The 22,586-nt window shown below is 40.4% G+C and carries 13 protein-coding genes; 11 read left to right on the forward strand and 2 right to left on the reverse strand.

Annotation, left to right across the window (positions count from 1 at the left end; genetic code table 11):
- Window positions 1–62 precede the first annotated feature (62 nt).
- The 11 genes from ACEQ81_RS12460 to ACEQ81_RS12510 all read left to right on the forward strand — a co-directional run bounded on the left by ACEQ81_RS12460 (window position 63) and on the right by ACEQ81_RS12510 (window position 19,782).
- Window positions 63–1,229, forward strand: a complete 1,167-nt coding sequence (locus tag ACEQ81_RS12460) for a DUF4185 domain-containing protein (protein ID WP_411031229.1) — start codon at window positions 63–65, stop codon at window positions 1,227–1,229.
- 63 nt (window positions 1,230–1,292) lie between these two features.
- Window positions 1,293–2,048, forward strand: a complete 756-nt coding sequence (locus ACEQ81_RS12465; protein WP_411031230.1) for a GntR family transcriptional regulator — start codon at window positions 1,293–1,295, stop codon at window positions 2,046–2,048.
- A gap of 65 nt (window positions 2,049–2,113) precedes the next feature.
- Window positions 2,114–2,563 carry a DUF5004 domain-containing protein gene (locus ACEQ81_RS12470; RefSeq protein WP_411031231.1) on the forward strand — a complete coding sequence of 150 codons (450 nt, stop codon included), beginning with the start codon at window positions 2,114–2,116 and terminating at the stop codon, window positions 2,561–2,563.
- Window positions 2,564–2,574: 11 nt separating this feature from the next.
- Complete coding sequence (locus tag ACEQ81_RS12475; protein ID WP_411031232.1) at window positions 2,575–3,549, forward strand: DUF4961 domain-containing protein; 975 nt, start codon at window positions 2,575–2,577, stop codon at window positions 3,547–3,549.
- 14 nt (window positions 3,550–3,563) lie between these two features.
- Window positions 3,564–6,704: a SusC/RagA family TonB-linked outer membrane protein gene (locus ACEQ81_RS12480; RefSeq protein WP_411031233.1), complete on the forward strand. Its 3,141-nt coding sequence runs from the start codon at window positions 3,564–3,566 to the stop codon at window positions 6,702–6,704.
- A gap of 18 nt (window positions 6,705–6,722) precedes the next feature.
- On the forward strand, window positions 6,723–8,222 hold the full coding sequence (locus ACEQ81_RS12485; protein ID WP_411031234.1) for a RagB/SusD family nutrient uptake outer membrane protein: 1,500 nt from the start codon (window positions 6,723–6,725) through the stop codon (window positions 8,220–8,222).
- A gap of 7 nt (window positions 8,223–8,229) precedes the next feature.
- A complete protein-coding gene (locus ACEQ81_RS12490; protein WP_411031235.1) occupies window positions 8,230–11,043 on the forward strand; it encodes a GH92 family glycosyl hydrolase in 2,814 nt (937 codons plus the stop codon).
- Window positions 11,044–11,101: 58 nt separating this feature from the next.
- Complete coding sequence (locus ACEQ81_RS12495) at window positions 11,102–14,557, forward strand: VCBS repeat-containing protein (RefSeq protein ID WP_411031236.1); 3,456 nt, start codon at window positions 11,102–11,104, stop codon at window positions 14,555–14,557.
- Window positions 14,558–14,668: 111 nt separating this feature from the next.
- Window positions 14,669–17,359: an ROK family protein gene (locus tag ACEQ81_RS12500; protein ID WP_411031237.1), complete on the forward strand. Its 2,691-nt coding sequence runs from the start codon at window positions 14,669–14,671 to the stop codon at window positions 17,357–17,359.
- Window positions 17,360–17,384: 25 nt separating this feature from the next.
- Window positions 17,385–18,725, forward strand: a complete 1,341-nt coding sequence (locus tag ACEQ81_RS12505) for a sugar porter family MFS transporter (protein WP_411031238.1) — start codon at window positions 17,385–17,387, stop codon at window positions 18,723–18,725.
- A gap of 34 nt (window positions 18,726–18,759) precedes the next feature.
- Window positions 18,760–19,782 carry a tetratricopeptide repeat protein gene (locus ACEQ81_RS12510; protein ID WP_411031239.1) on the forward strand — a complete coding sequence of 341 codons (1,023 nt, stop codon included), beginning with the start codon at window positions 18,760–18,762 and terminating at the stop codon, window positions 19,780–19,782.
- A gap of 7 nt (window positions 19,783–19,789) precedes the next feature.
- On the opposite strand, the gene ACEQ81_RS12515 is transcribed toward ACEQ81_RS12510, so the two are convergent.
- Window positions 19,790–20,989, reverse strand: coding sequence for a DUF4185 domain-containing protein (locus ACEQ81_RS12515; protein ID WP_411031240.1), 1,200 nt, complete (start codon window positions 20,987–20,989; stop codon window positions 19,790–19,792).
- 152 nt (window positions 20,990–21,141) lie between these two features.
- The gene (locus tag ACEQ81_RS12520; RefSeq protein ID WP_411031241.1) at window positions 21,142–22,578 is read right to left on the reverse strand and encodes an amidohydrolase family protein; all 1,437 of its coding nucleotides are present in this window, start codon (window positions 22,576–22,578) and stop codon (window positions 21,142–21,144) included.
- Window positions 22,579–22,586: the final 8 nt, after the last annotated feature.

Below are 22,586 nucleotides of genomic sequence, written 5' to 3' on the forward strand. Positions count from 1 at the left end.
GATACTAAAATTGGTATTGTCCCTTTTTTGACACTATTCATTTTACACATTAAGCCCTTATTATGCGGTACTTCGGTTTGTCCTTTTCAAATGGTATTATAAAATCAGCTATTCTACTAGTTGTAGTTATTTGTATTGCCTGCGGGGAAAACAAAAAAAATAGGGACGGGCACCCGGATGTTTTAGTGGAAGATAGCACAGTTGTTAAAGCCGCGAGGTTTAACAAGCTCGTAATTGTTGATAGCTTAGGAGTAACCGGGGCAGATGGGGCAATTTCTTTTCCTCTGTCCAATGGAAATTCTGTTTTTATGATGGGAGATTCGTTCCTAGAGCCGGTCATGGAAGGCAAAAGAAACCCAAAAAGTAAGATGATCAACAATACTTTTATCGTTACGGACACAGAAAATAGTCGATCAACATCAATTTTTAAAAATACCTTGGACAATCCCGAAACTATGTTGATTCCTATTAATGACAATGGTATTAAAGAGTATTATTGGCCGGGTCATGGCTTTGAGTTTAACAACGAGCTACACATTTTTATGTCGAAATTTACGCATGACACCCAGGATGTGGACAATACATGGGGGTTTGCATATACAGGCACAGATTATTTAAAATTGGAGAAAGACACGTATAAAATAATTGCTCAGCAAGATTTTCCCTATTCAAACCAAAACGGCGTACATTATGGGCATTCCATTGTAAAGGAAGACGACTACACCTATATTTACGGAAGTAAAGTTGAGGGTGAAAATGCGGTGCTGCACGTGGCGCGTGGAAAAATTAGCGAAAAGGATAGTAAATTATCCGATTATCAGTTTTTTAACGGAAGTAATTGGGTTAATGACCCTACTACATCACAAAATTTAAAGGGAATTGAAAAACAAGTTCCCGAACAGTTTAGTGTCTTTAAGCATAATGACACGTACGTTTTACTATTACAGGAAAGGGATTTGGTTTCGGGGAACATATATTCCTACATAGCTGATTCGCCTACCGGTCCGTGGACAAATGAAAAACTTTTGTACCATACAACAGATCAAGAGCAGTACAAAGAGGATAAGGTGTTTACCTATAATGCCATGGCACATCCGCAATATATTGAAGATGATAAATTGTTGGTTTCTTACTGTGTTAATAGTTTTAATGTTCCCAGTATACATGATAATGTTGATTATTACCGACCACAATTTATATGGATACCAATAACGTTGATTTTGAATTAGACTATTCCCGATTATGGGATTAAATTGTTTGTAGTATTCATATGTTTTATTATATTTGTTTATATGTATGAACATAGTGACATAGGAGAATTATTAAAGAAAGTGGATCACACCAGTGTAGTTCCCTTACATATACAGGTAGAAGAACTTTTGTTGAACATTATTAAATTACCCGACTATGCGAACGGGAAACTACTTCCTAAGGAGATAGAACTGGCTAAAAATTTAGGCGTCTCCAGAAGTACGGTAAGACAAGCCAGCAATAGGCTGTCGGAGAAAAATCTTATAATTCGCAAAAAGGGTATAGGCACAAGGGTCAACAAAGATATGATTACCACTAGCTTGGACAGCTGGTCTAGTTTTAGCAAGGAAATGTTAGAGAAGGGGAAGACGCTTGTAAACTTTGAGTTTGAACTAAAATCGGTGAAGTCGGATAAGCTGGTCAGTTTAAAATTAGGGATAGATTATGACGCAAAAGTGTATAAGCTATCTAGGGTAAGGGGAATAAAGGATGAGGCCATGGTATATTTTATCTCCTATTTTCATCCGAAGGTAACACTAAAAGACAGTTACGATTATTCTCGGCCACTTTACAATATTATTGAAATGGAGTGCGGCTACTATGCAGAAGTCTCTAAAGAAGAGATTTCGGCAATTGCGGCAGACGAAGAATTGGCGGAGAAACTCAATATTGAAATAGGTGAGCCTATTCTTAAAAGGGAACGGATCGTTTTTGATAGGGGCCAAGCGGCCTTAGAATATAACATAGGCTATTATAAAGCTGAAAACTTCAAATATTCCGTCGAATTAAGACGATAAACGATAACAAGAAAGGGTGTAAACAAATATTCTTTTTTATGTATAAACATATAAACATAATAATTATGAAAAAAGCTTTTTTTGCAATCTGTCTGATTGCCTTCTTTTTTGTCAGCTGTGATGATGACGAAAAAATTAACCCGGACGGGCTGGTAGAATATACCGTAGACATCAGTGGAACCTGGAGCGTTGTTAGTGTAACCCAAAACGACGTTGATATTACAGGTCTATTCGACTTTCAATCGTTGAATTTAGAATTTGTCTATGATGGTGATACCCCTTCGTCATTTAAAATGACAAAAACTTCAGGAGTGCCATTTCCCTTTTCTATGGCCGATGGGGACTTTACATTCGATGATTTAACCTATCCTACCGAATTGGCCTTCTCTGGAAACCAAAGCACTTCCATTAAACTAGCCGCTGTACCACTGATATCCAATGGCAGCAATATGCAGTTGGCCGTTAACTACGGTTGTGCAGATAATAGCTATGTATACACATTTAAAAAGAACTAGACCCGATTAAAATGAAAAAAATATTTAAGCAAATCAAAAGACAAAGGGCAACGGTAGTATCGCTCTTTTTCCTGTTTTTCTTGTTTACCATGTGTATAACAATAACAGGGGTCATACAACCATCAACTACAACGGTAGGTGAGGAAATTAGTATAACCGTAGATATTAATGTAAACCCTTCCACCGACGATACCCAATTTCTGGTTTTCGGGTTTTTGGCACCTATAACATGGGATGTTGAAGGCACTGGAACAGTTTCCTATACGTCTACCGTAGGAGATGGGACCATGAGTCTGATATCCGACAGTGAAATTGCACCCAATTCGGCCGGTGGTCTTAACTGGGAAGATGAAATAAAAACGGTACTGGGAATAGGTGAGAACTATGGCGAGGTTAAATGGGTGGTATATAAATCGGATCAAACCCTGACCGCTCAAAATGGAGTGGCCATAGTGGGCCAAATTCAATTGGGCGTAACCGTAGGTCCTGATAACCTTGTTACCCAACTTGGATATGTTGTGGCCAATACGGGTTATGGTGTTAGCGGGGCCGATCATGCGGTGCTGTTTACGGATTGTATGGAAGTAACAGGAGGGTCTAATCCTTCTTTCGATTTATGCGGACCTGTTCCCGATCCTGTGACATTTGAACCCGAAATTTTTTCTTTTGAAGACATCATAAAAATCAATTTCGATGCTACAAAAGGGGATACAGCATTGTTGGACGTTGATCAGGTATATCTGTGTGCTTCGGCCATGGTTGATGGTATGCCCGTAGCGGCATGTGATATTGATAGTGCACTTGGAATGATCAATATGGGAAGCAATTTATGGAGCATTTCCATATGGCCAAGAGGATTGTTCAATGTGGACGACGGCTCTAGTATCTCCGAAATCACCTATACTTTTAGAAATGAAGCGGGTGATATTGTGGTCCAAGATCCAAACACAGTTGAAGATTTTATTCTGGAACAAAATTGTAACTAACTAAAAAATAAATTATGAACCTTAAAATATTAAGCCTTTCCCTATTGTTTATGGTCGTTGGAAATTTTATATCCTATGCCCAAAACAATATCACCGTAAAGGGAATTGTAACTTCCAGTGCAGATAGTTTTCCATTACCGGACGCCAATGTTTTGATCAAAGGAACTTTAACCGGTGTTACAACGGATTTTAATGGCATCTACACCATTGAAGTGCCAAGTACAGAAACGATTCTAGTGTTCAGCTATCAAGGATATAAAACTTTGGAACTATCTGTTGGGTCGCTGACAAACATAGATGTTGCCCTAGATGAGGACGTTTCCAAATTGGACGAAATTGTACTTATTGGGTATGGAAGCTCTTCAAGAAAGGATTTAACAGGAGCTATTTCCTCCATAAAAGCCAAAGATCTGGAAGCCATTACCGTTACATCGCCAGATGAGTTTGTACAAGGGCGGGTTCCCGGATTGGTATTGACACAGACATCCGGACAACCTGGAGGGTCATCTTCTATTCGAATTAGGGGAACCAGTTCAATTTTGGCGGGTAATGAGCCCCTGTACGTTATTGATGGTGTTATCGTTGAAAGTAATAACGCAAATCAATCTTCTGGCGTAACCGAAGGGCCTCCAATAAATGCATTATCAACCATCAACCCATCAGATATCGAATCCATAGATGTACTAAAGGATGCCTCGGCTACTGCAATTTATGGGTCTAGGGGTGCAAGCGGAGTCATTATCATCAAAACAAAAAGAGGGTATAATGGCCAGGTAAAAGTAAATTTTGATTCCTATTTGGGGATTCAAACGGTAGTTAACGAGCTAAATTTGTTAAATGGAGAGCAGTTTGCCCATTATATCAACGAAGCGAATTATAATGCGGGAATGCCAAGAACATATACCAACCCCGCATCATTTGGACAAGGTACGGATTGGCAGAAAGCACTATATAGGGACGCTATCATTCAAAATTACGATATCTCCGCACGTGGAGGAAATGAGAATGTAAAATATGCCATGAGCACCTCCTATTTGGAGCAGGAAGGCGTAATAGTAGGGACAGATTTTGATCGGATAAACTTTAGGGTAAATTTAGATTTTAGAATTAGCGACAAAGCATCGATTGAAAATACTTCAAATATTAGTAGAACCAATTTCAATACTACAAATGCGGAGGGCGGCATAGAATTTGGTAAGGGAAGCGCCGTTTCCAGAGCCTATGTGTTTAGTCCGTTGCTCCCTGTTTTTGATGCTGATGGAAATTATACAAAAGCAAATTTTGTCGTTGGCGATGACGGATCGTTTTTTAATTCTACCGACAATAAAGTTTTTCAGAACGGAACTACGCCCCTGGTTAATCCAATAGCGGATATAGCTTTAAACGAGAGTACCGGAAAAAACACAAGGATTCTAAATAATTTGGTGTTTAAATGGAACATACTTCCAAATGTGGATTTTAAGACTTCCCTTGGTGTAGATTTTTTGTTCAACGATGAGAGTGTTTTTAGAACGGCCGATATAGATTTTACCCCTACGGGTTCTGCCGCTTCCGCATTTAGGGCAAAACAATTGTCCTCTAACTGGATGAGTGAGACCACCTTAAGTTATTCCAATACCTTTAACGATAAACACAGAATAAATGCCTTTGTGGGGTTTTCGGGGCAAGAATCCAAAATAGATAATATAAGTGCTGTAGTCCTTGGATTTCCAGTAGAAAATTTTGGAACGGATAATCTGGGATTGGGATTAGATTTTACCGCCAATTCCTTGTTATCCAAAAAAACGTTGATATCCTATTTTGGTAGGGCCAATTACACTTATGATGATAAATATATTCTTACCCTAACAGGTAGGTATGATGGTGCATCGGTATTTGGTAAGGATAATAGCTGGGCATTTTTTCCTTCTGCCGCCTTTGCTTGGAATTTATATGAAGAAAACTTTATAGAAAACCTAAATGTCTTTTCTTACCTTAAATTAAGGGTTGGATATGGTGAGGTTGGGAATTCCGATATAGCCCCATTTTCATCATTGGCAAGATATCGGGTTGCGTTCCATTATTTTGGCGACACCGCTGCACAGGGGTTTATTCCCATATCACCAGCAAATTCTGACTTAGGTTGGGAGATATCCAAACAGTTTAATGCAGGATTGGACATGAATTTCTTCAATGATAAACTGGGAATTACTTTGGACTATTACGATAAAACTACAGATGATCTTTTATTACAGCTCCAAACACCAGTACATACCGGGCAAACACAAGCAGTGGTAAATGCCGGTAACGTTAAGAACAGTGGTTTTGAGCTTGCGATCAACACCAAAAATTTCTCCGGAAAAAATTTCAACTGGTCAACAAACCTGTCGTTGTCGTATAATGAAAACGAAATTACAAGTTTGGCGGGCTTAGATCAAATTTCGAGCGGTTTCAGCGCAAATGGAATTAGTGAATGGCAGCGATTGGTGGAAGGCGGTGAGATAGGTGCTTTTTACGGCTACGTTTCCGATGGAATTGCACAATTGAGCGATGATATCAGTAGCATTCCACATTTTCAGACAGAAACCCTTGTGCCGGGAGAACGCAAGTACAAAGACCTAAACGGGGACGGAATAATTAATGCGGATGATCGGACTTTTATTGGAAATCCAAATCCGGAATACAGCTTTGGAATCAACAACACTTTTAATTATAAGGGTTTTGATTTAAACGTTTTTCTACAGGGTGTTTCGGGGAATGAAGTGGTAAACTTCAATAGATATAACATTGAAGCATTAGACGGACAGTCCAATGCAACACTTGAGGCATTTAGCAATAGATGGACCCCACAAAACCCTTCCAATACTTATACACGGGCGGTAACAGGCGGAAGGATCAATAGGTTTTCCGATTATTATGTTGAGGACGGCGCTTATCTAAGACTTAAATCGGTATCCTTGGGGTATACCTTGCCTTCCAAATTAATGTCTAAGCTTAAGATGAACCGATTAAGACTTTATGTAACCGGGAAGAACCTGCTTACGTTTACCGACTATAGCGGTGTAGATCCGGAAGTAAGTGTTGGGGGGCAGGACAATAACCTTAGTGCAGGAGGCGATTTTGGTAGCTATCCGGCAACACGGACAATACTGGTTGGATTAAATGTAAATTTTTAACGCTAAAATTTATTTAAAATGAAAATACATAATACATGTAAACTGATTTTGGCCTCAACAATGTTTTTAACATTTTGGAGCTGTAGCGACTTTTTGGAAGAAGACCCAAGTTTTATTACGGAAGACACCTTCTACCAAACAGAACAAGATGCTATTTTAGCGGTAAATGGTATTTATGAAACCCTAGGTGGGGGCAGTGCCAATAGAGGTTGGGAAGGTGTTTATTTTAATAACTACTGGGCGGCCACCGCTTTGGCATCCGATGAGGGGAAACCCGGACCGCTTAATTTTGATAACAATTACCTACAATTGGCAAATTACACCTTTGATGCTACCAATACCGTAATTTTTAATATTTGGAGTGATTTTTATCAGGCGATTAACGCCGCAAATTTGGCCATCGACAATATTCCGGATATAAATATGGATCAAGCTTTGAAAAATAGACTTATGGGAGAAGCACATTTTTTAAGGGGCCTATTCTATTTTGAACTTGTAAGAATGTACGGGGATGTGCCACTGCAATTACATGCCACAACTACGTTTACAACGGAAACATACCTGGCAAGGACTCCCTCTAGCGAAGTTTACGATCAAATTATACAAGATTTTACCTTCGCCGAAGCTAACCTACCAGGTTCTTTTAGCGGTATAGATAAAGGCAGACCAACGTTGTGGTCGGCCAAGGCATATTTGGCAAAAGTAGCTTTAACGCAGGGAGATTGGCAAACGGCCGTTACCAAAACAGAAGATGTTATGGGAGGCCCGTTTGAGCTTTGGGCAGATTACAAAGAGGCTTTTTTAATTCCCAATAACAACGGTAAGGAATCTGTATTTGCAATTAATTTTGATAGCAATGGAACAGGGATCGATTTAATATGGGAAGGAGCCCATTTAACGTTTAGGCCCATGGCACAGGAATATAGGGTCATAGGTGCAAATGCCGGAGATTTGGATATACCTACAGATCAGGTTTACAATGTGTTCGATGATTTGGACCGTAGAAAAAATGTAACGTTCGTTGCTGAAGACAATATTGGTGGTCAGGACGTGGTATTAAGCAGTCCACATGTTCACAAATATTGGGACAGGGATGCAGAACCCATACCCAATAATACTGGGAACGACCTACAATTGATAAGATATTCGGATGTATTGTTGATGCATGCCGAAGCACTTAACGAGTTAAATAGCGGACCTACGGCAACTTCTCTAAATTCGATCAATTTGGTTAGACAAAGAGCAAGAAATCATGCGGGGGTCATAGAAGATGTATTGCCAGATCTAGAAGCAACATTGTCCTATCAGGAATTTAAGGATGCTATTTTGTTAGAGCGTTTCAAAGAGTTTGTATGGGAAGGGCAGCGTTGGTTCGACTTAAAAAGGTTTGATCAATTTGTCCAAAAAATAAATGAGGCCAAGCCCGGGGTAGGGGTTCGACCAGAAAATACGCTTTTCCCGATTCCTCAAAGAGAAAGGGATATCAATACCAATTTAACCCAAAACAATGGATACTAATTAACATATGTCAGAACCAGGGGTACTCTTAGAAGGAAAGCATAAATGCAATAATGGATATAAAATGATGAGGGTATTTAATGTCTTGTTAATCGTGTTCAGCGTTCAAATGGTGATCGCTGGCCCCTACAATATCGCCCCAGAAGCAAAAGTATCTGCATCCACGGCCGAAACAGGTTTTAGCGCCAACAATGTGGTTGATGGTATTATTAGAATTAGCAATCTTGGGGAATGGGCAAGCGTAGGTTCTAAACGTGCATGGGGAGAAACGAGGTTGCCCTGGGTTCAATTGGATTGGGATGTATCGCAGGCCATAAACAAAATTGTACTCTATGATCGGCCTACGGAAAATGAACATACCGCTGGCGGAAAATTACTATTTAGTGATGGTACGGAGATTACAGTAACTACCATTCCCAATAACGGCGATCCCAAAGTAGTATCGTTTCCGGCAAGAAATGTAAAATGGGTCCGATTTGTAGTTACGGACGGGGATGGATTTAACCTTGGACTTTCCGAGGTAGAGGTCTTTCCGGCACCCGATGGTCATAGGGATTTGGTATCGTGGGTAAATCCGTTCATAGAGTCCGCCAAAGGGCGTTATTTCTTCTTTACTCCTGCTGCAAGACCCATGGGAATGGTTGCAGTGGCACCCATTACCAGAAATAAGAACCAGTACGGAGGAGGATATAACTACAATACAACAGAGGTACTTGGTTTTGGCCAAATACATGGATGGTGTCTTTCTGGAATTCAGATCATGCCTACTTTGGGAAATATAGATCCCACACAAGGTGCACAGGGCTGGAAATCCAAATTTAGCCATGATGATGAGATTGCCATGCCAGGATATCAAAGATTGTATCTAAAGGATCATAAGGTCTGGACAGAACTAACAAGTACCAAAAGAACTACCCTTTACCGTTTTAAGTTCACCGAGGCAGATGAGGCCAATATTTTGGCAAATCTTGGTGGTTATCTGGGCAATTCAACTATGATCAATGCCAATGTGGAAAAAGTTGGCAATACGGAATTTGAGGGGTCTTTTGATTCTTCGGGAAGATTTTGGGGCGGTCCGGAAAATGTAAAAATATTTTTCGTGGTTAAGTTCAATACCCCTTTTAAGTCGTTTAACGGATGGAATGAAAAGGAAAATCTGAGCCATATTAAAAAACTGGCGGGAACATCAACGATGACCAGAAGGGATTCCATTGTTTTTCCAGGAATAACGCAAAGTTATTGGGATGCTCCAACAACTGGCGTTTCGGCGAAATACGATGTAAAGGCCGGGGACGAGATTCTAATGAAAATTTCAATCTCATATACCTCAATTGACAATGCCCGAAAGAACATGGAAGCGGAAGCCAAACATTGGGACTTTGACAAATACAAAAAAGAGTCCATTGCTATTTGGAATGAAAAGCTATCAAAAATAAAGGTGAAAGGGGGCTCCGAAAACCAGAGAACAAAATTCTACACAGATCTATGGCATGCACTGCTGGGAAGACGTATACTTAACGATGTCAACGGATACTATCCTGATTATACACAAGGAGAAAGATATGCCAATTTCACAAAAGCTTCGCTTAAGGTTCGCCAGTTACCAATGGATGCTTCCGGTAACGCAAAATTCAATATGTATAATTTTGATGCACTTTGGCTAACGCAATGGAATCTTAATATACTATGGGGCCTGGGCTGGCCAGAAATTATGGACGATTTTTCCGCTTCTTTGGTACAATATGCAGATAATGGCGGATTACTTCCCCGTGGCGCCATTGCAGGAGGGTATTCCTACATTATGACAGGAACACCCGCAAGTAATTTATTGGGTAGCACAATGATGAAAGATTTAATGCGGAAGGCCGATCCGGAGCATGCATTTAACGTTACCAAAAGAAACCACATGCCGGGTGGTATGATGGGAGACAACCCCCAAGAACTGAAATTCTATATAAAAAATGGATGGTGTCCCAATAATGCCGGAAAAACTTTGGAATGGGCATTTCAGGATTGGTCATTGGCGCAAATGGCCAAAAAACTAGGCAAGGAAAAAGAGTATGGTACTTTTTTAAGACGTTCCAAAGGATGGCGAAAGTTATTTAACCCGGAAATAAGTCTGGTACTTCCCAAGGACAAAAAAGGAAAGTGGATGCACAAGGATCCGTTGAGCAATAACGGTTGGATAGAATCTAACTCCTGGCAGGGTTCCTGGTCCGTTTCCCATGATATTGATGCGCTTTCGGACCTCATGAAGGGAGATGATAATCTTACCAAAATGTTGAATCATGCTTTTGAACAAGCAGAACCCAATGATTTTGTATTTGGGTATGGTAGTGGGTATGTAAGTTATGCCAATCAACCCGGGTGCTCCAATGCACATGTATTCAATCATGCAGGGAAACCATGGTTAACGCAGTATTGGGTTAGAAAGGTAAATGAGCAAGCCTATGGCGGAGTAACGCCGGATGAAGGTTATGGAGGCCATGATGAAGATCAAGGACAGATGAGTGGCGTTAGCTCCTTAATGTCCATGGGACTTTTCAGTTTAAGGGGTAATAATGCCGTAGAACCTAGGTATGAACTTACCAGCCCTGTATTCGATGAGATTAGTATTGCATTGAATACCGAGTATTATCAGGGGAAGGAATTTAAGATTACCGTAAAAAACAATTCAGCGGAGAACATGTACATCCAAGGTGCCACATTAAATGGTAGTCCTTTGGATACCTATTGGTTTTCGCACCACGATTTTCAAAAAGGAGGGCATCTAGAATTAGTGCTAGGACCGGAGCCGAATACAAATTGGGGTAGAGAGTAGCGGTTTTTAGGAGATTAACGTCTGGTATTACCGTTAGTGTAGAAATATATGAAATACTATGGGAAAGTATAGTTGTTTAATTTTATGTATTCTTTTCATCTATGCATGTTCCAAAGGGGATAAGGCATTTCAGAATTTGCCCAACAGTAGCACCGGAATCGATTTTTCCAATGATCTGTCATGGGATGAAGATTTACATATTCTAAACTATATCTACTATTTCAACGGGGGCGGTGTAGCTGCAGGAGATATAAACAATGATGGGTTGGTGGACTTGTATTTTACCGGAAATCAAGTATCCAGCCGATTGTACCTCAATAAAGGAGACCTTCAATTTAAGGACATTACGGAAACGTCAAATACCAAAACAACAGCTTGGGCATCGGGTGCTACCATGGTAGATATAAATGCGGACGGCTGGTTAGATATTTACGTATCCATTTCTGGCAGTAGAACACCCGAAGGAAGGGAAAACCAACTGTTTATAAACCAAAAGGACGGTACATTCAAGGAGATGGCGAAGAACTATGGCCTGGCCGACAAATCGTATGCTACGCAAGCCGCTTTTTTTGATTATGACCTCGATGGGGATTTGGACATGTATCTGCTTAACCATATGCATGGATTTGAAGGATTGAACACGCCAAAAGTAAAAAAGGTAAACGGTGAAGCGGAAAATACAGATAAACTTTATAGAAATGAGGGTTTGGGCCAGAAAGGCCACCCGGTGTTCAAAGACGTTTCCCAGCAAGCAGGAATTGTAATTGAAGGTTTTGGGTTGGGTGTTGGTATAAGCGATGTAAACGAGGATGGTTATCCGGATATCTACGTATCAAACGACTTTGTAAGCAACGACATACTATACATTAATCAGGGCGATGGTAGTTTTAAAAATGAAATAGCCTCGTTCTTAAATCACCAAAGCCATAACGGAATGGGCAACGATGTGGCCGATATTAATAATGACGGACTCGCTGATATTTTGGTAATGGATATGCTTCCATCAACAAATGAGAAAAGAAAAAATATGCTCAACAAGCCCAACTACGATTTGTTTGCCTATAGTTCTTATCTAGGTTATGAACCCCAATATATGAGAAATACCCTGCAACTTAATAGGGGTTCAGAAAATGGAAAAACATATTTTGGGGAAATTGGACAACTTTCCGGAATCAGTAGTACAGATTGGAGCTGGGCGCCCTTATTGGCCGATTACGATTTGGACGGGCAAAAAGATATCTATATCACCAATGGATATTTAAAGGACATGACCAATCTGGATTTTATCGTTTACAGAAAAAGAACATCCATTTTTGCCACGGCTCAAAAAGCGGATAGTATTTATTTGGCAAGTATTAAAAAGCTTCCAGAGGTGAAGACACAAAACTACTTCTTCAAAAACAATGGCGATCTGACCTTCAATGATGTGTCTTCAGATTGGACAAAGGATAGCCCTACTTTTTCTAACGGAGCGGTCTATGCGGATTTGGATAATGACGGTGATTTGGACATTGTCACTAATAATATCAACGAAAAAGCAACCATATTAAAGAATACGGCAATAGAAAAACAAACAGAAAATAAGTATCTCGGCATTCGGTTCAAGGGATCGCGGAACAATGGGTTTGGAATTGGGGCCAAGGTATGGGTATATACCAATAACGGTGTGCAGTTTATGGAGAACTATGTGTCTAGAGGGTTTCAGTCTTCCGTTCCGCCACAATTAAACTTTGGTTTTTCTAAAGATACGGAAGTAGATAGTGTAAAGGTCATATGGCCAGACGGTAAAAGTAAGGTAGTAGGCAATATTGTTTTGGATGAGGTTACGACGCTGACATATAGTGATTCGGAAGTTGTACCGGTCAATGCAGATTCCAAAGAGCCCCTGTTCTCCGAAGTTTTGGGTGAGACGGATATTCCGTTCAGGCATCAAGAGTTGGTGTTTACCGATTTTAATAGGGAACCTTTAATTCCAAGCGGCTATGCCAACAACGGGCCGTCGGTTTCGGTAGCAGATATTAATGGTGATCGTTTGGACGATTTTTACGTAGGCGGATCCAATACATTCCCCGGTAACTTATTTGTGCAAAAAACGGATGGAACCTTCGATACGATTCCTATGCCCTTTGATGAAAAATACGAAGACCTGGGAGCAGTTTTTTTCGATGCTGACAACGATGGCGATCAAGATTTGTATGTAGTAAGTGGAGGTAGCGAATTTTTGGACAAGGCGTATTATCAAGACAGATTATACCATAACAATGGAAAAGGCAAATTCTCCCAATCAAAAAACGCACTTCCTACAATAACATCAAGTGGCAGTTGTGCTGTTGTTTCGGATTATGACCAAGATGGCGATTTGGATGTATTTGTAGGCGGAAGGGTGGTACCGGGAGATTATGGGGCTATACCCAAGAGTTATTTGCTAAATAATGAAAACGGAGTGTTCAAGGACGTAACCGCTTCGGTTATGGGAGCAAATGAAATAGGTATGGTGTCCTCCGCATTATGGACGGATTTTGACAATGATGGCTGGACAGACCTAATAGTGGTCGGCGAATGGATGCCGATTACCATTTTCAAAAATAGCAAGGGTATTTTATCAAAAAAAATAGAACTTAAAGGTACAAAGGGATGGTGGAATAGCATCAATGGCGGCGATTTTGACAATGATGGTGATACCGATTATGTTTTAGGGAATCTTGGGACCAATTCATTTTTTAAGGCATCCCAAGACCTTCCTATGACATTGACCCTTGGCGATTTTGATAAGGACAAAAAAAACGACCCTATTCTCAGTACCTATTCAAAAGATAGCGACGGAGAATATAGAAGCTATCCATTTGTATCGCGCGATTTGTTGGCCGATCAAATGGTTCTGATAAAAAATAAGTATCGCACCTACAAGCAATATGCAACCGCCCAAGTTAAGGACATTGCTTCGGAAGATGCTGAATTTATTACGTTGGAATGCAATAACCTAAACAGTATTTATCTGGAAAATCTGGGTAATAACGAATTTAAACCGCAGAACCTTCCTCAAGAAGCACAATTTGCCCCTATAATGGGCACAAGTATCAAAGATTATGATTTGGACGGTAATTTGGACGTACTGCTCATTGGTAATTTTTATCATGCCGAAGTAGGTTATGGGCAATACGATGCTTCCCTGGGCCTATTTTTAAAGGGCAATGGAAAGGGCAAATTTGAAGCGCAAAATTTTAGGGATAGCGGATTTGTCGTAGCTGGCGATTCGCGAGCATTGGTACAACTTACAACGGCCAAGGGCAATTTAATTTTAGCCGCCAGGAATGACGATACCATAAAAGTATTTGAACAGAACGGACCCAAGGGAAAAACAATTGCCTTAGATAGGGAAACAACGCATGCCATTATAACCTCAAAGGAGGGAACAAAGCAAAAGGTGGAGTTCTATTGCGGTGAGGGGTATTTATCGCAATCTTCAAGGAGTATTACAATTCCAAATGAGGCAACAATTCAACAATTTAATTAAAGCGTACAACAAGGTTATGGCCAGATAATGCCAATAATAAGAAACACAATTTACAACGGACATTTTTTAAAAGAAAAGTAAGTTTTAACAACCATTAGAATAGCATTTTAAATGAATAAAGATTTCGCATTAGGAATTGATATAGGAGGAAGTCACCTTGCGATTGCAATAGTAGATATTGCGAACAAAAATATTATTTCGGACACCAAGGTCCATGTCAATATAGATAGTAAACAACAAGCTTTGCCAATATTGACGACAATAACGAACTCGATAAAGACCTGTATTCAAAATTTTGATCATCCAATTCTTGGCATAGGCATATCCATTCCCGGTCCTTTGGATTATGAAAATGGTATCTCCAAAATATATAAATGCAATAAATATGACCATCTTTTTGGCGTAAATATAAAATCATATTTATTCGATCATTTACGAGAATTCGTGGATAGTCCATCAAACATTGTTTTTACCAACGACGCCAATTGCTTTCTCTTAGGGGAGGCCTGGCGTAATTCGCTAAATGGGGGTAGGGTGGCGGCCGTTACCTTAGGAACCGGTATTGGGTCTGGATTTATGGCAGATGATAACATTGTATCCGATGCCGAAGACGTACCACCTGGGGGTGAGGTCTTTAGATTGCCCTATAAAGGAAAAAGAGCGGAAGATTGGTTGGGGACCAATTGGTTCCTAGAAGCGTATAGCAAAGAATTTGGCATAGAAATCAATAACGTAAAGGCCATAGCGGAAGAGGCGGAAACGTCACCCGCTGCCAAAAACATATTCAACACTTTCGGGTTAAATTTAGGAACCTTTCTTTCTCCCCTTTTGAAAGATTTTGAGGCAGACCATCTGGTTATAGGAGGTAGTATCGCTAAAAGTTATGCACTTTTTAGTTCGTCGTTCGTGGCTTGCTTTAATAAAACGCTTCCTAACATAATTGTTTCTGGGAATACAGAAGATTCTGCAATTTTGGGAGCGGTACAAAGACTTATTGGCCAAGGTGACGATCGGTTACAGAACGGAAGGCACACTAAACAATACTTAATGCCAATAAAGGAAGAAGCCGGAAAAGAAGATGAAGGCTACCAAATATTTCCTTCGTTCAAAATAGACGAAGGCTCCATCCAACAAGGTTATAAGAGTTTGGCGCAAGAAATAGCCGCTTTCAAATCTGTAGTTATAGATGGTTACGTAGGGGTGTATTGGGACGATTTCATATTTCAGCTTACCCAAGAATTACAGGCGTTGGGTGTAAACAGCATTTCCTATTCCACCAGTGCAGCTTTTAAGGACCCTGAGGAAATTGATACCATGATCGCTCCGTTTTTAGGAGGGGACGATCCTGTTTTCGGTAAATTATTTCATGGAACACTGTTGGATTTTTTTGATGGTGAAAAACTAAATAGCATTAAAAGAACTCCCGCCGTCCTAAGTATTTTGTATGGGCCCGGAGCTGCCCTGTGTAAAGAGGATAGTAAGGTTATATACCTGGATGTACCAAAAAATGAGATTCAATATAGGTCACGCTCTGGAGGTATCTTAAATTTAGGCGCAAAAGATCCTATTCCCCCGAAACCGCAATACAAGCGCATGTTCTTTATAGATTGGGTGGTTTTAAACAAACATAAGGCCCAACTAACAAAGGGTATGGATTATTTTGTGGATACGCAATATCTCAACGATATCACTTGGTCCAAAGGTACTACCATAAGGCAAGGATTGGAGGAAATGTCCAAAAATGCATTTAGGGTCAGACCATGGTTTGAAGCCGGGGTCTGGGGAGGCCATTGGATGAAGGATAAGATAAATGGCCTCTCACAGGATGTAGCCAATTATGCATGGTCCTTTGAGCTTATAGTACCCGAAAACGGCATTGTATTTTCCAAGAACGGAGTGCGTTTGGAAGTCTCTTTTGATTTGTTGATGTTTTATAACAACCAGGCGGTTTTGGGCGATGCGGCTAAAACCTTTGGTTACGATTTTCCAATACGTTTTGATTATCTAGATACTTTTGACGGTGCCAATTTATCTTTGCAATGTCATCCCACACAGCACTATATAAGAGAGCATTTTGGGGAAAAATTTACGCAGGACGAAACCTACTATATCTTGGATGCAAAACCAGGGGCACAAGTATACCTAGGATTTAAAGAGGGTGCTGAAAAAGAGGAGTTCCACCGTGCTTTGGTAGCAAGCAATTCCGAGGAAAAACCTATGGATATCGACAAGTATATCCAAAAACATACCGCAAACAAACACGATCTGTTCCTAATTCCCAATGGCACCATCCATTGTTCGGGAAAAGATAATCTGGTGTTGGAAATAAGCAGCACACCATATATCTATACCTTTAAAATGTATGATTGGATGCGATTGGATCTTGATGGGAGCCCTAGGCCATTGAACATTGAACGCGGTATGGAAAATGTAAATTTTGAATGTAAAGGTGCGGTGGTGAAGGAGGAATACATTTCAAAAGAAAGTAGCGTTGCATCTGGAAGGGATTGGGAGATATTGAAGCTAAATACCCATGCCAAACATTTTTATGAGGTACATCGTTTTGAATTTCAAGATACCATGGAAATTAAGACCCATAACCAATGTCATATTCTAAATTTGGTCGAAGGGTCCAAAATTAAGGTTGTTACGGGAGATAGAACTATAATTATCCATTTTGCGGAGACTTTTGTTGTTCCTGCCGATACCCGAACGTATACGATACAAAATCTTGGTGATAACAAGGCCAAGGTAATCCAGTCCAATGTAAAACCAGAGTTTTGTAGTACAGGATTTTTATAAGAGCATATTAAATCAGAAGAAAGTAATGAATAAGAGAAAATATTTATTAATGGTCACCGTAATCGGTGCACTGGGCGGATTATTGTTCGGATACGATACAGCGGTAATTTCTGGGGCCATAGGCTTTTTGGAAACCAAATTTGGTCTAGATGCCAATCTAAAAGGATGGGCGGTATCCAGTGCCATATTGGGATGTATAATCGGTGTGGCCGTGGCGGGTATTACGGCAGATAGAATAGGTAGAAAGAAAACGTTGTTGATAACGGCCTTTTTGTTTGCCGCTTCCGCATTGGGATCGGCCATTGCCAATGATTTTACCTTTTTTGTAATTGCGAGGATCATTGGGGGCGTAGGCGTAGGCGCCGCATCCATGTTATCTCCCTTATATATTTCAGAAATAGCACCGGCGCATAAAAGGGGTACCCTGGTATCGTTCTATCAGTTGGCCATAGTCTTTGGGATCAATATCGTATTCTTTTTTAACTATAAGGTGGCCAATTTTGGAACGGAACAATGGAATATAGATACCGGTTGGCGGTATATGTTGGGGTCAGAATTGGTGCCGGCACTTCTCTTTTTTATTGCGTTGTTCTTTGTGCCCGAAAGCCCAAGATGGTTATCCAAAGAAGGGAGGGATGAGGAAGCACTTGGTATTTTACGAAGCGTAAACACCGAGGAAAAGGCCAAAGAAGTGCATAAAGAGATTAAGGAGGCATTAAATCAGGAAAAAGGGACGTTAATGGAGTTGTTCGCTCCCGGTTTGCGCAGGGCCCTGATCGTTGGTATGTTTTTGGCGCTGTTCTCCCAAATTACGGGTATAAATGCCATTATGTATTACGCTCCCGAAATATTGAAAAGCGCCGGGTTTGGTGTGGATTCGGCCTTAATGCAAACTGTTATTATAGGCATAATCAATACAATTTTCACTTTTATCGCCATTAACTACATAGACAAAGCGGGCAGGCGGGCACTACTACTTTGGGGAGTATCGGGAATGATACTATGCCTGTTCGGAATTGGGTTGCTTTATCAATTTAATTTAACATCGGGCCCTTGGTTATTAGTCTTAATTCTTGGTTTTGTGGCCTGTTTTGCATCATCATTGGGTCCAATTCCCTGGGTTTTGATTGCTGAGATATTTCCGACAAAAACAAGGGGTATTGCCATGTCCTTTTCCATTGTAATACTGTGGATAGGCGTAATGCTTATTTCTCAATTTACGCCGGTTTTGTTGGAGATGGGAGAATCTTTTACCTTCTGGATATTCATGGTCAACGCAATCATTTTACTGATTTTTACCTATAAGATGATACCTGAGACCAAAGGGAAGACGTTGGAAGAGATTGAACAAATGTGGAAAAAGTAAAAAAATAAATTGTGTTATTAAAAGTAGCCTCATTATGAATAAATCGAGCATTGCAGTCTTATTTCTTTTTGTTTTGATGACCTCTTGTAAATCTGATAAAGAGAAAGATACGGACGTCCGCATAAACAGGGAAATCCTTGCATCTTTGGGTACGGCGCCCAAAAAGGAGTTTTCAAAAGGGCTAACTATTTTTAAAGAACAGATTGCCCAGGATTCAATGAATGTCGATGCATATTTAGGTTTGGCCGAAACTAATATTCTTTTATTCGCTTTTGGATTGGAATCTCGCGATAATACCATTTCCGAGGCACTGCTGGCTTCTGAAAAAGCGTACGTTTTGGACTCTTTAAACACCGATGTTCAAAAGCTTTCGGCAAAATTGCATTTTTTGAACAAAGAATGGGAAAAGGCGGAGATGGCCTTTCTTAAGTCGATTGAGGCAAACCCAGAGAATTTGGACGCACGTCATTGGTATTCCTTGCTTTTAATGGCTACAAAACGTATTGATGAGGCCTTTGCACAATCGGAAATTATTATGTCTAAGGATGTCAACGGTGATTTTCTAATTGCACGAGCTTCCCTTTTGTATTTTCAATATCGATTTGAAGAAATGAAACCGTTGATGTATAAGGCAATCGAGAAAGATTCTACCATACCATGGACCTACGACTGGCTGGGAATGGCTTATAATGGGTTAAACGAGCATAATAAATCCATAGAGACCTACATTAAAGCTTTTGAGCTCTCGGATGGTACCGTAGAAGTAGGAGGAGGATTAGGACATGCATTGGCATTGGGAGGTGAAACAAAGCTTGCCAAGCAAATGGCGGACTATTACCATACAGCTTCAAAAGATAATTACTTGCCACCTGTACAACGCTCTTTTATCCATTTGGGTTTAGCCGAATACGATGAGGCTATTGCCTTATTGGAACAGGCCTATGAAGAAGAATCGTGGTTTTTGATCTTTATGCAGATAGAGCATTGGTACGACCCAATTAGGGAAGATCAACGGTTTAAGGATATTATGGATAAAATGAATTTTCCAAGGCCATAGTACATTATCATTTGTATTTAACCCGTATAAATCTTGGGTGATATATGGTGGCATCTTTTTGGATATCTTCCCAGAAATCAAAAGTAATGGTATTATAACTGATCAATAATTCCCCTCGTTTGGATAAGTGGTAGTGGGCTTTTGCGTTATAAGGGAGCAATCCTTTTTCTGCATACTCCGGACAGGTATAGACTTCCTGTAATTCTCCAAAAGGTCCTATTGGGCTTTCACCTACTTGTATTCCCACTTTATCAGAAATACCCAAAATCTGGTAGGTGAGTAAATAACGACCATCTTGGGTAGGAGTTACACTCAATTCGTTAGAGACTCCATTGGACAAAGATGCTACCTCTTGTTTATTGGCCACCCAGTCCGTACCGCTCCAATAGGTCCATGTGTCCGTATCTTCAAAGTTCTTTGGTAATGTCCTTGCTGCAATTAAGGATTTGGCACCTTCTATGACCCCATAAATGTAGACGTAACCATCCGGATATGGGGCTTTGGCTTCCTTGGTGTTTACAAAGATTCCGCTTCCAAAATAACCCCTCTTTTGTGTGGATTCATGAACAAAACCCAAATTGGTCGGTATTTGTTCTTGGGTTTTAATGCCTTCTTTTGTCGGATCTTTAATCTTTAGCAGGCTTATGTCGGTCTGTTCAAAATCGAACACATTAGGTCCGGTTTTATGTACATGATAAGCAAAAATATAGAGTGCATTGTCCTTTTCCTGATTAATGAACCCATCGCCCAACCAATAATACTCGTTCTTTTTTGCCAAAGTATTGTTGGGAATAAAATAGGATTTGGGATTACCCTGGTCATCTGTATTATATTCAAAAGCAATGGCCGACTTTTTAGGAAGGTTGCCCTGCATCCAGGCGGTTGTATTGTTCACCATAACATTTCCGGGTTTTGGAACGTTGTTTTCAACCTCCCCGATATAGGTATCGCTAAAAATAAATAGGGTTTCCTTGTGCTGTATGCCCTGTTCTTCCTTACCATCCAAAGGAATTGTAAAAATACCATCGGCAGCAAACCAACCGGAAGTACGTTCCATAAGGGCGGTCCATTCAGGGGCGGCTTCGGCGGTAAAGGTCAGGGGTTTTAAAACTTCTTTTTGTATAGCATTGTCCTTATCTTTTTTGTGACTGTTACAGCTAAGGAACAAGCATAGGAATAGTAGGGAAAAGTAGTTTATGTGCTTCATAAGATTTGTCTTTTAATGGACATGATTAGTTATATGTACATACATATGTACAAATATACATAAATTACCAACTTACTACGCTTTTTTCCTTCGTTTTTGCACTGCCAAAAGGAGAGTTTGTCACATGAGCAGCGTGGCCCAATCCTAAGCTATTACTTTTGTAGAAGATGATCTAAAAACCTACCGATTGTGGTATAGGTGTACGCTTTGTTCCGTCCCAAATCTCTTAGGGCAACTATTGCCTCCTGGTCATAGAAAATGTCTTGCGTCAATATCATATGTGGATGCTTTAGGGTTTTAAGTTGCTCCAGCGGATTTTGTTCTACTACTAACAGCTCTGCCTTTTTTCCAACGGCAATGGTGCCCAACTCTTTTTCCAGACCCAGGGCCTTGGCCGCATTTGCAGTGCCCGATCTAAGTATGGAATGGGGTGTTAGGCCATTTTTTGCCAGCAAGGCTATTTCGTTATGTAGGGTAAGGCCCGGGATGGTTAAATTGGGACCAGTATCCGTTCCCAATAGCATGGTTACCCCTTCTTCATCAAAAATACGGACCAAAGCTTCCATGCACTCGTATTTTTTTACGTTCCATTCGTAGGTGCCCTCATTGGCGTTTACCCACTGTTGTAATTGCCTATTTCCTATAAACCGAACAAAGGGATTTATCTGATCAGTTGGGATATTTTCCAGAAACGGAGTACCCTCGGTGGTCGTTTTATAGATTGCATGAAAAGGGGAGAGTGTAACCGTAATTTTGGCCTGATGTTTTTTTAGTTTTTTGGCAATTTTCCTACCATGAACGGTATCTAGCTTGTAATCCATCATGCCCTGTACTACCTCTTCTATATGTTCATAGGTATTTATGGGATAGTTTAATAAAGTATCCAAATCAATATCGTGCGGTGGGTGTCCGGCAACTTTAAGTCCCGCTTTTTTAGCTTCGCGCATTATGGCTTTAAACTGGGATAGCGTTAATCCGTCGTAGATTTTAATAAAATCGTACCCTTCCTCCTTATACTTGCGTACCGCATTGGCGGCCTCTTCCGCACTATCAATATTTTTATGAAAAGGGCTGGTATTGGAACCTTCGTTTATGGTAGGTGTCGCTGTTATTAAGCGAGCTCCGGGATAAGCACCCTTGTTTATCTGGTCTCGCCATCTAAGATGCATGGGAAACCCCATCATATTTCTTACGGTAGTCACCCCATACCCAAGATACATGGGCAGGTCCGATCGATCAAAAATATGGCTGTGCATATCTATAAGTCCGGGCAGCACATACTTCCCATTTAGGTCTATACGTTTGAAGCGTGCAGGAATTTCTACCGAATCCGGTAAAATATCAAGGATAATACCCCGATCTATAAGCAGCGTATGTCCTGTAATTATTTGGAGGGTATCTTCTTGCATAGGAATAATGTGGGCGTTGCGCAGGGCTACGGCCTTCAGTTTTGCACCTATAGGAGCGGTAGGGTCGTTATAATCTTTTTTCGAGATTAAGACGGAAAGGAGTAATCCAATGAGAATTGTTAATAGCAGGTAACCCAATACCTTTAGGGTAGTAGTTAGTATGCGGCGTACTTTTTTCATCGTAGTGT

Origin of the sequence: Spongiimicrobium sp. 3-5 (assembly GCF_046557915.1) — a bacterium.
Classification (GTDB): Bacteria; Bacteroidota; Bacteroidia; order Flavobacteriales; family Flavobacteriaceae; genus JBHEBG01.